The organism is Luteimonas sp. 8-5, from assembly GCF_029763755.1.
In the GTDB taxonomy this organism is placed as follows: domain Bacteria; phylum Pseudomonadota; class Gammaproteobacteria; order Xanthomonadales; family Xanthomonadaceae; genus Cognatiluteimonas.
Window position 1 is genome coordinate 1 of the sequence record NZ_JARUVM010000039.1, and the last position, 15,172, is coordinate 15,172.

Consider the following 15,172-nt stretch of genomic DNA (forward strand, 5'->3'; position numbering starts at 1 on the left):
GGGGAACGGAGAACGGGGAATGGAAGTTGTGCCGCTCGTGGCGGTAGTGGCGCCGGAGGTGAGAGTGCCGCCGGAAGCCAAGGCCGCCCCTGTACCTGCACCGGCGCCTGCGCCGCGAAAGATGCAGGCCGGCACCGTGATTTCTTCGGTATCGACAGTGTCCGCCAAGCCGGCGCCCCGGGTAGGAGCGGCGGAAGCCGCGAAGCCCGAGCCCAAATTGGTCGCGGCTGCCGCCGCTCCTGCAGAGGCGAAAACTCCTGCCGTTGAAGTGGCGGCTGCCGCCGCTCCCACGCCGCCGGCCGCAGTCGATCCGAAGGTCCTGGTCGAGCGCATGCGCCTGGCCGAGAAGCGGATGGCGCAGGTGACGGCGTATCTCGCGGCCAAGCCGGGCGCGGCGCCGATGTGGAACGATCCGCAGACCGAGGCGGCTGCAAGGCAGGCGCGGGCGCAGATCCGGCCGCGCCGGGGTGCGAAGCTCGAGCTGATCGAACCGCAATGGCGGTTGCAGAAGGACAACGCCAGCATCAGCGCCGGCTACAAGGTGCGTAGCGACGGCGGCGCCGGCGAGGGCAGGCTGCACGTGCAACTGGTGTGGCGCGAAGGCCTGTGGCTGGTGCGCGGCGTCGAACTGGCGCCGGCGGCATGAAGGCGGCGCTGCGGATTCCATTCGCCGTCGCGGGCCTGCTGGTGCTGGTCTGGATCGGCTGGACCGCGATCCAGGTCACCCGCGCCGATGCCCTCGCGCAGACGGACCCCGAAGCGGCGCTGCGAATCGACCCCGACCACCCGCAGGCGCTCTTGCGGCTCGCCTGGCGGCAACTGGGCAACGACGACACCGAGGCGGCGATGGCGACCGCCCGTCACCTGCTCGCTGTCGAACCGGGGCAGGGCGATGCCTTCGCGGTGCTCGCCCTGGCCGCGGCCAAACGCGGCGACACCAACGCCGAAGCGCTGGCGAAGATCGCGCTGCAACGCGCACCGCGCAACCGCGACCTGCGCACCCAGGAAGCCGCAAGGGCGTTGAGGGCCGGCGATCTGCCCGCGGCCATGGCGCAGATCGATGCGCTGTTGCGGCTGACCCCGAGCCGCGGCAAGACCCTGTACCCGGCGCTGGCGCAGCAATCGGCCGACCCGGCCTTCGCCGAGGCGCTGGCCGCCACGCTGTCGGCCGATCCGCCTTGGCGCCGCGCTTTCCTCAACGTGCTGGGGTCGCAGGGCACCGGTATCGCCTTCGACCGCATCTATTCCGCCTTGCGCCGCCGCGGCGAACTGCCGGAAGCCGAGACCACCCGCTGGCTCGACCGCATGCTGGCCGATGGCCGCTGGGGCGAAGCGTACGCCCACTGGGTCGGCACCCTGGGCCCGGTGCAGAGCATCCCGCTGGTGCGCAACGGCAACTTCGAGTCCGAGCTCTCGGGCATGGGCTTCGGCTGGCGCAACACGCGCGCGGCCGGGGTGTTCACCGATGTCGCCGAAGGCGCCGGCCGCAACGACAGCCGTGGGGCGCACATGCACTTCATTGCGCGGCCCGCCGCACGCGGCAACCTGCGCCAGGCACTGCTGCTGGCGCCGGGCCGCTACCGCCTGTCATTGCAGGTGCGCGCCGAATTCCTGCGCAGCGACCAGGGCCTGTACTGGTCGATCCGTTGCGACAAGGGCCGGACCGTGGCGAAGCTCGGTCCGCTGGAAGGCAGTTTCGACTGGCGGGAGATGACCGCCGAGTTCGAGGTTCCGGCCGAAAAGTGCCCGGGGCAATGGCTGGAACTGGTCAATCCCGCGGTCCGCGGCTCGGCCCAGCAGGTCAGCGGAGATCTCTGGATCGACGACGTCGCCATCACGCCGCTTCCGGCATCCTAGCCGTGATGGTTGCCTGAACGCCTGCTCCGGCAAGCCGTTCACGACCTTGTAGCCTCCCAACCGTTGGCGTATTTTTGGCCAACAGGTTCGTGAAACCCGTCACAAACTTGCCCCCCACTCAGGACGAATCGCATGAAGACGCTCGCCAAGGTTGTACTCGCCGCCACCGTCGCCCTGGCTCTGCCCGCCTTTGCGCAGGAGACCATCGGCACCCTGACCGTCAACAGCGGCACCGTGATGACCAGCAACGGCGGCGAGTTCGCCACGGCCGGCACCGGTGAAAGCATCCAGGTCGGCGAGCAGGTGATGCTGGCCGAGAACAGCAGCGCCACCATCAGCTTCACCAACGGCGCCGTGGTCAACTACACCGCGCCGGGCGTCTACACCATCAGTGGCCTGCCGGCCGCAGGGGCCAGTGCCGTGGGCACGGCCGGTGGCGCAAGCACGGCCGCGACGGTAGGCATCATCTTGGGCGCCGCCGCCCTGGGCGCGCTGGGCGTCGAGAACGCGGGCGAGGGCGAGGAAGTCCCGCCGGACCAGCCGATCAGCCGCTGATCCCGCCGCCCCCCGGAGGGGGCGCCTTGCGCCCGGAAATGGCCGCCCCAGTGCGGCCATTTTTGTGCATGGCAGCATAAGCTGTCCCCTTGCGGTCCCGTTTTGCGTCACAATCAACTGAATGGGCCGTCAGGGGGGCTGCCCATCCGTCCCGTCTTTCAAAAAGGAACTTGTCCGTGAAGTCGCCCATTCGTTTCGCGCTGGCCCTCGTCGCTGCCTCCCTGTTCGCCCCCGCCCAGGCCCAGGAAGTCATCGGCACCCTGACCGTCAACCAGGGCACCGTCATGACCAGCACCGGCGGCGAATTCGCGTCCGCGACCACCGGCGAGGCCATCCAGGCCGGCGAGCAGATCATGGTGTCCGAAGGCGGCAGCGCCTCGGTGACCTTCAACAACGGCGTGGTGACCAACCTCGGCACGGGCGTGCACACCATCAGCGGCATTCCGGCTGCGGCCACGGGTGGCGTCGCAACCACCTCGGTCGGCACCGCGGGTGGCGCCAGCGCCGCCGCCACGGCAGCCGTCGTGGCCGGTACCGCCGCCGCAGCCGCCGCCGCCGTCGAAGCCGCCAACGACGGCGACGACAAGGCTCCGGATTCCCCCGTCAGCAAGTAACCCCGCACCCCGGGGTAGGAGCGCGCCATGCGCGCGATAGCTCCACCCATCGTCGGTCTTCTGTTCCTGGCCACGGCCTTCCCGGTCGTGGCCCAGGACGTTACGGCCACCTTGCGCATCCACGGCCAGGTCATGGTCAGCGCCGGCGGCGACTTCGTCAGCGCCCGCGACGGCCAGCCCGTGCTTGCCGGCCAGCGCATCCTGGTCGGAGACGGCGCCAGCGTCACGGTCGAGTACGGCCGCGACTGCACGCGGAGTTTCGATACCGCCGGTGTCCATGTCATCCCGCCCGGACGCTGCGACGAGGACCGCGACGACAATCGCGAAGACGACCGTTCGCGGCAACGCGAACAGTCGGCGGAGCAGGGCGCGGGGCAGGGCAGCGCCACGGTCTCGTCTGCCGCCACGCCCTGGACCGCGCTGGCGACTGCGCTCGGCGCCGTCGCTGCGACCGGCGCGCTGATGGAGCAACAGGAAGATTCACCTCCCGATCACCCCATCAGCCGTTAAACCTTACTTACAATCGAAGCGACCCCAAGCACGGAGCGCCTGGATGCACCCCGCCAATCCGCATGCCGTTTCACGTAGTTGGCATGCCGCGCTCTACATCTTCCTGGTCTACGTCTTCGTGACCGGCGGCAGCTCGCAGGCACGCGGGTGGACGGATGCCATCGCGCAGGTGGCGGCGTTGCCGATCCTGGCGGTGGGCGCATGGCGCCTGGGTGCTATGCCGGAGTCGCGCGTTCGGGTGCTTGGCCTGGTGGCGATTGCAGCGATCACCTTGCTGCCCTGGTCGCAACTGCTGCCGCTGTCGCAGGGTCTCTGGAACATGGCGCCGGCGCGCGAGGCGCTGGGTCGCGACTTGGCAATTGTGGGCGTGGACGGCGTAGCGACGACTTGGTCGTTGACCCCGGCGGCGACCTTGCGCGGCGCGTTGTCGCTGTTGCCCGCGGTCGCCCTGTTTGTCGCGGCGCTCGGCGTGGATACCGCGACCCAGCGGCGCCTGCTGATGCTTTGCGTGGCGTTGCCGGTGGCGAGCCTGGTGCTGGGGTTCCTGCAGCTCGGGGCGCCGCAGGACAGCCTGCTCAATCCGTATCCGGAGTGGGCGCCTTCCATGGGGGGCATTTTCGCCAACCCCAACCACCAGGGCACTGCCATGCTGATCGGCCTGGGTATCTGCGTTGCATTCGCAGTGGGCGCATTCGGGGTGCGCAACGAAGTCACCGGCAAGCCGCGCAATCCGTGGCCGGCGACCATCGCCGGCGGCACCTTGCTGCTGGGCCTCCCGCTGACCAACTCGCGTGCGGCGGTGGTGATCGGTGTGCTGATGCTGGTGATCGCGCCGCTGGCGATGGCGGTGTCGCGTCTCCGCAGATCGGGGCAGGGCCAACGTGGCGTCGTCGCCTTGCTGTTTGCCGCCGGATTGGCCGCTTTGGGGTTGTCGGCGGCGATGGGATGGATGAGGGTCGACGAGATTGAGGAGTTCCGCTGGGTAATGCGGCAGGCCGCGGCTGCCTTGGCCATCACCCATCTGCCTTGGGGCAGCGGCGTTGGAAGTTTCGTCCCCGTTTTCCAGCAGGCCATGCCGGAGTCGCTGCTGATGGCGAACTACATCAACGCTGCTCATAACGACTATGCCCAAGTGTGGCTGGAAAGCGGTGTGCTCGGGCTCCTGGCAGTCGGGCTGGTGCTGGCGGCGCTCGCGGCCGCGCTACGACATCACTGGATGCATCAAGGTGGTGATCGCCGGCTGGTGTGGTGCGGATTTCTTGGCATGTTCGCATTGCTGGCGCATGCCGCGACCGACTATGCCCTGCGCACACCGGCATTGATGGCGGTGGCCACGCTACTGGTGGCCGTGCTTCTGGCACAGTGCGCCAAGTCGAGGCACGAGTCCGTATGATTCACGTCGATCCGTTCAACCAGGCACGCAGTACCTCATGACCCAGGCGAAACTCCCTGATCCATCCAATACGTGTATCTCGATCGTGGGCCTGGGCTATGTCGGACTGCCGCTCGCGGTGGAGTTCGGCAAGCACTACGAAACGGTTGGTTTCGACATCAACAGTGACCGTGTTGCGGAGCTGCGAGCTGGGCGGGACAGCACCCTGGAGGTTGAACCTGAGGAGCTGGCAGCATCGAAGCGGCTGACATTCACTTCAGACCTCGAACAAGTTGCCCGCTGTAATGTCTATATCGTCACCGTTCCTACGCCGATCGACCGCGCACGGCGCCCGGATCTGACGCCGCTGACCAAGGCCAGTGAGGCCCTGGGCAAGGTGCTCAAGCGCGGCGACATTGTCGTCTACGAGTCTACTGTGTACCCGGGGTGCACCGAAGAAGTGTGCATTCCCATCCTGGAGAGTGTCTCTGGCATGAAGTTCAACCAGGACTTCTATGCCGGTTACAGCCCGGAGCGGATCAACCCCGGCGACAAGCAGCATCGGGTCACGACGATCAAGAAAGTGACCTCGGGTTCGACGCAGGAAGTGGCGGACTTCGTCGACCGGCTCTACGGCAGCATCATCACCGCAGGCACGCATAAAGCCAGCAGCATCAAGGTGGCCGAGGCGGCCAAGGTCATCGAGAACACCCAGCGTGATCTCAACATCGCGCTTGTCAACGATCTGGCCATGCTGTTCAACAAGTTGGGAATCGATACCCTGGAAGTGCTCGAGGCTGCGGGCACCAAGTGGAACTTCCTGCCGTTCCGCCCGGGCCTGGTCGGAGGTCACTGCATCAGCGTGGATCCGTATTATTTGACTCACAAGGCTCAGGAAGTCGGACATCATCCCGACGTGATTCTTGCCGGCCGGCGCACAAACGATGGAATGGGGGCGTACGTAGCGGAGGAAGTGATCCGCCTGATGGTGCGAAAGGGCATTAACCCTGTCGGGGCGCGCGTCCTTGTGCTAGGCCTGGCATTCAAGGAGAACTGTCCCGACCTGCGCAACACTCGCGTGGTGGACATCATCGCCGCATTGCAGAGTTACAGCGTCAAGGTGGACGTGCACGATCCCTGGGTGAATACTGACGAAGCGAGGTACGAGTACGGGCTGGGACTCATTGCGCAGCCGGAAGCAGGCAGCTACGACGCTATCGTTCTGGCGGTCGGCCACCTCGAATTCGCCGGCATGGGTGCAACGGGCGTCCGAGCGTTTGGCAAGCCTGGCTCGGTTCTCTACGACGTCAAGTGTCTTCTTCCGCGCGAAGCGGTGGATGGTCGCCTGTGAAGATTTTGGTTACAGGCACAGCCGGATTCATCGGTTCGCACGTTGCTATGAAGCTACTCGAGCGGGGCGACGAAGTGGTCGGCATCGATAATCTCTCCGACTATTACGACGTCGGGCTGAAGAAGGCCAGATTGGCGCGCTTCTCCGGCCATCCGAACTACACGCACATTCACGCCGATATTGCCGACCGGGAGCCGATCGAACAGGCCTTTGCCGCGCACAAGCCGCTACGCGTGATCAATCTCGCCGCGCAGGCCGGTGTGCGCTACGCCGCGCAGAATCCCCACGTGTACGTGGACAGCAACGTGACTGGCTTCCTGCACGTCCTGGAAGGGTGCCGCCACCATGGCGTCGAGCACCTTGTTTTTGCGTCCACCAGCTCGGTCTATGGCGCGAATACGAAAATGCCGTTCTCGGAGCACCACCACACCGAGCACCCGCTGACGTTGTACGCCGCTACCAAGAAGGCCAACGAGATGATGGCGCACAGCTATGCGCATCTCTATGGCATTCCATGTACGGGTCTGCGGTTCTTCACCGTATATGGTCCTTGGGGGCGTCCGGACATGGCGCTATTCCTCTTCACTAAGGCGATCCTCGCCGGCGAACCGATCAAGGTGTTCAACCGAGGTCACCATAAGCGGAGCTTCACCTATATCGATGACATCGTGGAAGGGGTGATCAGGGCGCTTGACCGCGCACCTGCCGTCAAAGCTTCGTGGCGAGGTGACGCTCCGGATCCTGCAGCCAGCGGTGTTGCCCCGTATCGATTGTTCAACATCGGCAACGAGGAGACTGTTGAGCTGCTTCATTACATCGAAGTACTGGAGAAATGCCTCGGACGCAAGGCGGCGATGGAGATGCTTCCGCTGCAGTCGGGGGACGTTCCGGATACGGAGGCCGAGATGGCGGAACTTTATAGCGCGGTCGGATACCGGCCCACCGTGGGAGTGGAGGAGGGAGTTTCCCGATTCGTAGCCTGGTACAAGGAGTATTACTCGTGAGCGGCCATGCCAAGAATTTCGCGCTGATCGGTGCGGCCGGCTACATTGCCCCGAGGCACATGCAGGCGATTCGGGATACCGGGAATCGTCTGGTTGCCGCTTATGACCCAAACGATTCGGTCGGCATCATAGACAGCCATTTTCCAGAAGCGGACTTCTTCACCGAATTCGAGCGCTTCGACCGGCATGTGGACAAACGCCGTCGAGCCAACCACGAAAAGCGGGTGGACTTCGTCTCGATCTGTTCCCCGAACTACCTGCACGACTCGCACATGCGCTTCGCCTTGCGTTCGGACGCGGACGCGATCTGCGAGAAGCCGCTGGTACTGAACCCATGGAATATCGACGGACTTCTGGAGATCGAGCGGGACACTGGGCGCAAGATCAACACTATTCTCCAGCTGCGCGTCCATCCAGCGATCATCGCCCTGCGCAAGAAGGTGGCGACGGGTAACTTTGGCTCGAAGCACGAGGTCGACCTGACCTACGTCACCTCGCGAGGCAACTGGTACCTGCAGAGCTGGAAGGGCGACGAGCGCAAATCGGGGGGCATAGCCACCAACATCGGTGTGCACTTCTTCGACATGCTGCACTTCATCTTCGGAAGGCTGCAGGAGAACGTTGTCCATCTGTACGAGCCCACGAAGGCCGCAGGCTACCTGGAGTACGAGAGAGCACGGGTGCGGTGGTTTCTCTCCGTAGATGCGGCGGACGTCCCGGAGCCGGCCCGTGGCCACGGGCAACGTACCTACCGCTCGATCACGGTCGACGGCGAGGAGATCGAGTTCTCGGGCGGCTTCACTGACCTTCACACGCGGAGCTACGAAGAAATCCTCGCTGGTCGCGGATTCGGGCTCGAGGAGAACCGGGTCGCGATAGAAACCGTCGCAAGTATCCGCGGGGCACAGCCCTCTCTGGGTGGTGAGCGCCATCCTTTCGCAAGGGAATGAGATGGAATACTTCAAGCATGAAAGCGCGATAGTCGATGAAGGCGCGCAGATCGGGGCGGGTTCGCGAGTGTGGCATTTTGCCCACGTATGCGGAGGAGCCAGGATCGGTGCCGGTGTGTCGCTTGGCCAGAACGTTTTCGTTGGCAACAAGGTGGCGATCGGTGACCACTGCAAGATTCAGAACAACGTGTCCGTCTACGACAACGTGACTCTGGAGGAAGGGGTTTTCTGTGGCCCCAGCATGGTTTTCACCAACGTATACAACCCACGCTCGCTGATCGAACGCAAGGACGAGTATCGCGACACGCTTGTGAAGCGCGGCGCTACCTTGGGAGCAAATTGCACCGTCGTCTGCGGCGTCACCATTGGAGAATTCGCCTTTGTTGGCGCCGGTGCAGTAGTCAACAAGGATGTGCCTGCGTACGCATTGGTAGTCGGCGTCCCTGCGCGCCAAATCGGCTGGATGAGCGAGTTCGGTGAGCAACTCGACCTGCCAGTGCGCGGGGAAGGGCGGGCCACCTGCTCGCATTCCGGCAAGCAATACATCCTCCAAGACAACAGCCTCGAACCGGTCGCTGCCTGACCGTCAGGGATTTTCATGCAATTCATAGATCTCGCCGCGCAGCAGGCCCGCATCAGGCCGCAACTCGATGCCGCGATCGCGCGCGTGCTGGCCCATGGACAATACATCCTCGGTCCGGAGGTTGCGGAACTGGAGGAGCGGCTGAGCGCCTACACCGGCGCCAGACACTGCATCTCTGTCGCCAACGGTACCGATGCAATCCAGATTGCGCTGATGGCGCTGGGGGTGGGGCCGGGCGACGAGGTGATCACTCCCGGATTTACCTACATTGCCACCGCGGAGGCAGCCGCAGTGCTCGGTGCCAGTCCGGTGTATGTGGATATCGATCCCCGCACCTACAATCTGGATCCCTCATTGCTGGAGCAGGCGATCACGCCTCGGACCAAGGCGATCATTCCCGTCTCGCTATATGGCCAATGCGCGGACTACGATGCCATCAACGCAGTCGCGGAGCGTTATGGCGTCACGGTGATCGAGGATGCAGCGCAGAGCTTCGGTGCGACCTACAAGGGGCGCAAGAGTTGCAATTTGACGCGGATCGCGACCACCAGCTTCTTTCCGAGCAAACCGTTGGGTTGTTACGGCGACGGCGGCGCAATCTTCACCAGCGACGACGAGTTGGCAAAGGTGATGCGGCAGATCGCGCGGCATGGACAGGAGCGGCGTTACTACCATGTCCGGGTAGGTGTGAACAGTCGGCTGGATACCCTGCAGGCAGCGATATTGTTGGAGAAGCTGAGGATCCTCGACGAAGAGCTGATTTTACGGCGGCAGATCGCAGCAAGATACGAACGGGCCTTGGCTTCTTCGCCGGTCGCGGCGCCGGAGCTCAACGACCACTGCGAGAGCGCTTGGGCGCAATACACGATTCGGGTGATGGGCCGAGATGCTGTCGCTGCACAGCTTGGCTGCGCAGGCATTCCCACTGCAATTCACTATCCCTTGCCGATCAACCTGCAGCCCGCGTTAACGGCCTCCGGAGCTAATCTCCCGGTGGGCGATATGGCTGCAAAGGAGGTTCTTAGCCTTCCTATGCATCCCTACATGTCGCTGGACGACGTGGAGAACGTCTCATCGGCCCTCGCCAATATCAGATGAAACTTGCAAGGTTTCTCAATGGGGGGGAATTCTCCAGGAATGTCCTGCGCCTTATGGCGGGTACAACCATTGCGCAGGCCATTCCGATCGGAATCAGTCCCATCCTGACGCGGATCTATACGCCGCAGGATTTCGGGGTCCTCGCGCTTTTTGTTTCGATCACGTCTGTCTTTGCCTCGGTTGCAAGCGCGCGATACGAGCAAGCGATCGTGCTCCCGGATTCGGACGAAGATGCGTTGACCATTGCCGCGCTTGGCTTGACCATCGTAGTCTCCATTTCGACGTTGCTGCTCGTCTGTGTGGCTGCATTCGGCGACGAGATCGCGGTACTGCTCAAGAACGAGGCGATCGGCGGATGGCTGTATTTCATCCCATTGACGGTGCTGTCAATGGGGATATTCAACATCCTCGTTTATACCAATTCTAGAAGAAAGCAATTCGGAGAAATCGCCACCGCCAATATTGCCAAATCGATCGCAATGGCAACAGTGCAGCTATTAGTTGGAATATTCAAGTCTGGGCCAGCCGGGTTGGTGCTGGGGCACGTAGCGTCGTCCCTTGTGTCCAACGCCCGCCTGTTTCGAAGGTCGCTCTCGATCCCTGACCTGTTCCGAGCATTCCAGCTTTCGGCACTCCGGCGCAATGCTGTTCGTTATCGCGATTTCCCCCTTTACTCGATGCCTGGGATATTCGCGAATACGTTGTCGCTGAATGTGGCGAGTGTTCTCATTTCTGGCTTTTTCGGGGTGGCGACCCTGGGTCAGTATGCGCTAGTGCAACGAGTAATGACTGCCCCCGCCACGTTGATGGGTACGGCTATCGGGCAAGTGTTCTACCAGCGCGCCGCAGAGCAAATGCGCCACCAGCGATCCGCCAATGCGGCCTTCCTCTCCGCGATCTCGCGGTTAGCCGTTCTATCGACCGTGATCTTCGGTGCCCTCTATTTCGTGGTGGATGATTTGTTTGTGTTTATCTTCGGCGCGAATTGGGCAGCTGCGGGAAAGATGGCCAAAATCATGTCCCCGCTTTTCGCTATCAGGTTCGTCGCCTCGCCTTTGAGCATGATGAATCAGGTGTACGGTCGAAATCACGTCGGATTGATCATCAACCTCACCCTGCTTCTGGCGACGGTGGGGATTATCTGGGGCGGAAGCCGATTCTTGAGTGGCTTCGATGCAGTCTTGCAATGTTTGACCGTCGTATTGTCAGCGATCTACCTCGCCATGCTCTTGGTGATTCATCGGTATGCAAGGGACGTAAAATGAAAGCATTTGTGAAACGACTGATTGTCCGTTGGATGCCGGCCAGAATGGCAACGCGGCTGTTGTTCCTCGGTCCGAAGCGATGCGTTCTATACTTCCTCGCACAGCGCGTGCTTAGGATCAATTCTCACGTTCCTTGGCCAGTACATTGGAGTTCAGTAGTAAACTCGCCTGGAAAAATCAGGCGGTCGGCCGAGCTCCCTTACCTCGGTCACCACCCAGGATGCTACATCCAGGCCATCAATGGGATCGAGCTGGGGCGAAATGTCCGGTATGGGCCTGGTGTGCATCTCATCTCGGCTAGTCATCGGTTGGATGACTTCGACATTCATGAGCCGGCCGATCCAATCGTCATTGGCAATGACTGCTGGATCGGTGCCGGCGCAATAATTCTCCCTGGAGTGAACCTCGGCGACCACGTGGTGGTGGCTGCGGGCGCAATCGTGACAAAAAGTTTCGAATGCAATCAACTCATTGGGGGCGTGCCTGCAAGGGTCATCTCCGGCTTGCCCCCATACAGTGGATCGTCCGACTGGGGGGTCTATGACTGACGTCGTATTTGTGGTCGGTGCGCCACGCTCGGGCACCACGTTGTTGCGCCGAATGCTTGACAGTCATTCCCACTTGGCTGGGCCACACGAATATCCGCTCTTATGCACCGCAATCGAGTACTTTAGAGAAAGGGGTCTCACGGAAGTTCATGGATTCCTGGATCTGATCTATTCATCGGAGCGTTTTTCAGCATGGGGCGTTGAGCGGGCACTAGTTGAGCGGCGAATTGTCGACGGAATAGGGAGTGTTAGGGAGCTTGTCGAATGCATACTCGATGCCTACCTGTCGAGCAGAGGGGCAACGACATTCGTCGACAAGAATATTAGAAACATCGCGGCTCTAGAGTCCCTCCTGGCGATGTTCCCGAGAGCTAAATTTGTCCATATCGTTCGGGACGGGCGAGACGTGGCCCTTTCGTTGCGTGATCGCAAATGGGCCTCCTACCAGCTTGGGGTATCTCCGCGGCGGGACATACGGCATCTCAAGGGCGGGGCACTGCTTTGGCTCGACGCTATAGGTTTGTTCAATACGTTCATTCGTTGCTATGGGCCACTTCATCTGCGTGTTAGGTATGAAGATCTAGTCCTCGCCCCAGAGAAAGTCCTGTCGGGGATATGCGAGTTTCTCGGGCTGGAGTATGAACATCGAATGCTCAAGTTCTATAGCAATAAAGATCCCACCATGTCGGATAAAAGCGCCGTGTTGAACCATGGGTCTCTTCTCGGGCAAGAGGTGACTAGCACGCGGGTCGAACGATTTCGGTCATCTCTTGCGAGCGGTGAAATATCAGCCGTGGAGAATTTGCTGGAGGATCAGCTTCGGATGCTTGGATACCAAGTGCAAAAACCACGCGCAAGCGTCAAGTTTGATCTCGAGTATGTAGTGGGACGTTGTTTGAGTGGCCCGTTTCTATGGGCAAGGAGAATTGTCGCTAGGCATCTCAAGTGAAGCACTCTAGTAGCGTGACTTCGTTTGAAGTGCGTGCAGCCGATGCCAGAAGCTTCAGCGGGAGAACGCGTGGCGGAGCGATGAGACATGGAAAAGCATAAGCAACGCATTGCCAAGCGAGTTGGCTGGCTAGCTCAGATCCTATCGGAGCGTTTCGGCGTGGAGTTCGATTATGCCATCGCAGATGGCGTAAGCTGGATTTCCATTCCGGGAAGCGAAGGCCGGATTGAGTTTGTATGCTCCAAAGCATTCTCCGCAGGGGCGAGTCCGCCCGGCGTCAGGCTTTGGGATCCCGAGCGAGAGGGCTGGAAGGCCCCGCTTGGTGCGCCTATTCCAATGCCAGGAATGGATTGTGTCGACGGAGCCACAATTATCGAGCGCCGAAGCTATGGATTTCGCGTCCTCTTCGACGTGATTGGCTTTGCCTCCTGGATGCTATCACGCGAGGAGGAGATCGGCGCAACAGACCTCGATGAGCATGGAAGATTCCCCGCCACCGCATCCCATGCATTCCAGCATGGCTACCTCGAGCGACCTGTGGTGGACGAATGGTTGGAGGTGGTGCGTCAACTCGCAGTCCAAGTTTGGCCGGGGCTTCCTATAAGCATGCCCCGGTTCTCGGTGGAAGTCTCGCACGACGTCGACACGCCAAGTCGTTACGCGTTTACAACGCCAGTGCAGTTCGCGAAGGTCCTGGTTGGGGATGTGATAAAGAGGCACCAGATTCTGAATCCGTTCTTTGCGCCCTATTACAGGCAATATGCAAAGCGGTCGCTTCACCCACGTGATCCGGCGAACACCTTTGACTGGATCATGGACAAATCCGACGCGTACAGGATCCGGAGCGCTTTCTACTTCATATGCGGGAGAACGGATCCGACGCGGGATGCCAGATACAACTTGGAAGACCCTGCCATTCGTGAGCTCTTGCGCCGAATTCACGGGCGTGGCCATGAGATCGGATTGCACTGCAGCTATCGCTCATTCCAGAATCCTGCGGTTATCGAGGCGGAGGCGAGATGCCTGCGCCGTGTTTGCAATGAGGAAGGTATCAGCCAGTTATCCTGGGGCGGGCGTATGCATTTCCTCAGATGGGAAACTCCGACGACGCTGCTGAGCTTGGACGCGGCGGGCATGGCTTACGACAGCTCGATGACCTATGCCGACAGGCCGGGATTCCGATGTGGCACATGTTTTGAGTATCCCGGCTTTGATCCCATCGGGAATCGGGTTCTCGGGGTGCGCGTCCGGCCGCTTATAGCAATGGAATGCACTGTCATGGCCCCGCGTTACATGGGATTGGGGATTGGAAGCAGCTCTCTCGCCATGTTTATGCGGCTGATGCAGGCATGCCGCGCCGTCGGTGGCGCATTCACGCTGCTATGGCACAACACCGAACTGGAAGATACTCGAAAGAAAAAGCTTTACGAAGCGATACTACAGGGAGCAACGGATTGAAAAGAGTCTTGACCGTCGTGGGGGCAAGGCCGCAGTTCGTCAAGGCGGCTGCTGTGTCGCGCGCGCTTGCGCGAACAGGCGGCTTCGACGAGATCATGGTCCATACAGGACAACATTACGACGACAACATGTCCTCGATCTTTTTCGAGGAGATGGAGATTCCGCGCCCGCGGTACAACCTGGGTATCGGTGGAGGAGGGCACGGCGCCATGACGGGCCGTCAACTTGAACAGCTAGAGCGCGTGATCCTGGAGCAGCATCCGGATCTCGTGCTGGTTTACGGAGACACGAACTCCACTTTGGCGGGGGCTCTTGCCGCAGCGAAGTTGCACGTCCCGATTGCACATGTCGAGGCGGGTCTGCGGTCGTACAACCGGCGCATGCCGGAAGAGATCAACCGGGTTCTCACTGACCATCTTTCTGACATCTTGTTTGCTCCGACAGAGACAGCGAGACAGAACCTCCGCCTCGAAGGTATTACCCATGAAGGAATCCATGTCGTGGGTGACGTGATGTACGACGCAACCATCTTTTATCGGGAAAGGGCCAGGGAGCCTTCCTGGTTCCCCGATCTAAGCATCGAGCGCGAAGCATTCGTGCTCTGCACGATCCACAGAGCTGAGAACGTCGACGACCCGTCGCGACTGCAGCGTATTCTTTCGGGTCTTCGCGATGCGGACCTTCCCGTCTTGCTCCCTATCCACCCCAGAACGCGCGCCCGGATTGCCGAATCCATGATTGAGGTGGGCGCTAACATTGTCCTCTGTGATCCCGTGGGCTATCTGGAGATGACTTGGCTCGAGGCGAACTGCGCGGTGGTCGCGACGGATTCTGGCGGAGTGCAGAAGGAAGCCTATTTCCATGGAAAGCATTGCGTCACCCTTCGCGATGAAACCGAATGGGTCGAACTGGTGAGCTTGGGGGTCAATGTGCTGGTCGGCGCGGATTCCGAGAAAATTCGCGCTGCGATTGTGGCTCGCGCGGGCAAGCCGACGGTGCCGTCGGTGGTGTATGGGCGGGGCCATGCCGCAGGGAAGGTGGCCGAGGTTTTGCTTTGA

16 protein-coding genes are annotated in these 15,172 nt (G+C 61.5%); all 16 read left to right on the top strand.

The features are described from left to right. Positions 1-268 precede the first annotated feature (268 nt). The 16 genes from QAA18_RS05920 to wecB all read left to right on the top strand — a co-directional run bounded on the left by QAA18_RS05920 (position 269) and on the right by wecB (position 15,172). Entirely contained in the window at positions 269-646 is a 378-nt protein-coding gene (locus QAA18_RS05920; protein ID WP_279411872.1) for a hypothetical protein, read from the top strand. Further along, positions 643-1,857 carry a hypothetical protein gene (locus QAA18_RS05925; RefSeq protein WP_279411874.1) on the top strand — a complete coding sequence of 405 codons (1,215 nt, stop codon included), beginning with the start codon at positions 643-645 and terminating at the stop codon, positions 1,855-1,857. Before QAA18_RS05920 ends, QAA18_RS05925 begins: the two co-directional genes overlap by 4 nt. 132 nt (positions 1,858-1,989) lie before the next feature. Next, positions 1,990-2,412 carry a hypothetical protein gene (locus QAA18_RS05930; protein ID WP_279411876.1) on the top strand — a complete coding sequence of 141 codons (423 nt, stop codon included), beginning with the start codon at positions 1,990-1,992 and terminating at the stop codon, positions 2,410-2,412. Positions 2,413-2,588: 176 nt separating this feature from the next. Continuing rightward, on the top strand, positions 2,589-3,026 hold the full coding sequence (locus QAA18_RS05935) for a hypothetical protein (protein WP_279411878.1): 438 nt from the start codon (positions 2,589-2,591) through the stop codon (positions 3,024-3,026). A gap of 27 nt (positions 3,027-3,053) precedes the next feature. Continuing rightward, a complete protein-coding gene (locus QAA18_RS05940) occupies positions 3,054-3,536 on the top strand; it encodes a hypothetical protein (RefSeq protein WP_279411881.1) in 483 nt (160 codons plus the stop codon). Between the two features lie 43 nt (positions 3,537-3,579). Continuing rightward, positions 3,580-4,929: an O-antigen ligase family protein gene (locus tag QAA18_RS05945; protein WP_279411883.1), complete on the top strand. Its 1,350-nt coding sequence runs from the start codon at positions 3,580-3,582 to the stop codon at positions 4,927-4,929. Between the two features lie 37 nt (positions 4,930-4,966). Then, on the top strand, positions 4,967-6,259 hold the full coding sequence (gene tviB, locus QAA18_RS05950; protein ID WP_279411884.1) for a Vi polysaccharide biosynthesis UDP-N-acetylglucosamine C-6 dehydrogenase TviB: 1,293 nt from the start codon (positions 4,967-4,969) through the stop codon (positions 6,257-6,259). After that, a complete protein-coding gene (locus QAA18_RS05955; RefSeq protein WP_279411885.1) occupies positions 6,256-7,263 on the top strand; it encodes an NAD-dependent epimerase in 1,008 nt (335 codons plus the stop codon). The genes tviB and QAA18_RS05955 overlap by 4 nt, the downstream gene beginning before the upstream one ends. Then, positions 7,260-8,213 (top strand): Gfo/Idh/MocA family oxidoreductase, encoded by a 954-nt coding sequence (locus QAA18_RS05960; protein ID WP_279411887.1) that lies wholly within the window; start codon positions 7,260-7,262, stop codon positions 8,211-8,213. The genes QAA18_RS05955 and QAA18_RS05960 overlap by 4 nt, the downstream gene beginning before the upstream one ends. 1 nt (position 8,214) lies before the next feature. Next, on the top strand, positions 8,215-8,796 hold the full coding sequence (gene wbpD, locus QAA18_RS05965) for a UDP-2-acetamido-3-amino-2,3-dideoxy-D-glucuronate N-acetyltransferase (RefSeq protein WP_279411888.1): 582 nt from the start codon (positions 8,215-8,217) through the stop codon (positions 8,794-8,796). A gap of 15 nt (positions 8,797-8,811) precedes the next feature. Further along, positions 8,812-9,894 carry a DegT/DnrJ/EryC1/StrS family aminotransferase gene (locus tag QAA18_RS05970; RefSeq protein ID WP_279411889.1) on the top strand — a complete coding sequence of 361 codons (1,083 nt, stop codon included), beginning with the start codon at positions 8,812-8,814 and terminating at the stop codon, positions 9,892-9,894. Continuing rightward, positions 9,891-11,159, top strand: coding sequence for an oligosaccharide flippase family protein (locus tag QAA18_RS05975; protein ID WP_279411891.1), 1,269 nt, complete (start codon positions 9,891-9,893; stop codon positions 11,157-11,159). The genes QAA18_RS05970 and QAA18_RS05975 overlap by 4 nt, the downstream gene beginning before the upstream one ends. A 308-nt stretch (positions 11,160-11,467) precedes the next feature. After that, a complete protein-coding gene (locus tag QAA18_RS05980; RefSeq protein ID WP_279411892.1) occupies positions 11,468-11,707 on the top strand; it encodes a DapH/DapD/GlmU-related protein in 240 nt (79 codons plus the stop codon). Continuing rightward, positions 11,700-12,656, top strand: a complete 957-nt coding sequence (locus QAA18_RS05985; protein WP_279411893.1) for a sulfotransferase — start codon at positions 11,700-11,702, stop codon at positions 12,654-12,656. Before QAA18_RS05980 ends, QAA18_RS05985 begins: the two co-directional genes overlap by 8 nt. A gap of 87 nt (positions 12,657-12,743) precedes the next feature. After that, the gene (locus QAA18_RS05990) at positions 12,744-14,114 is read left to right on the top strand and encodes a polysaccharide deacetylase family protein (protein ID WP_279411894.1); all 1,371 of its coding nucleotides are present in this window, start codon (positions 12,744-12,746) and stop codon (positions 14,112-14,114) included. 8 nt (positions 14,115-14,122) lie between these two features. Continuing rightward, positions 14,123-15,172, top strand: a complete 1,050-nt coding sequence (wecB, locus tag QAA18_RS05995) for a UDP-N-acetylglucosamine 2-epimerase (non-hydrolyzing) (protein WP_279411895.1) — start codon at positions 14,123-14,125, stop codon at positions 15,170-15,172.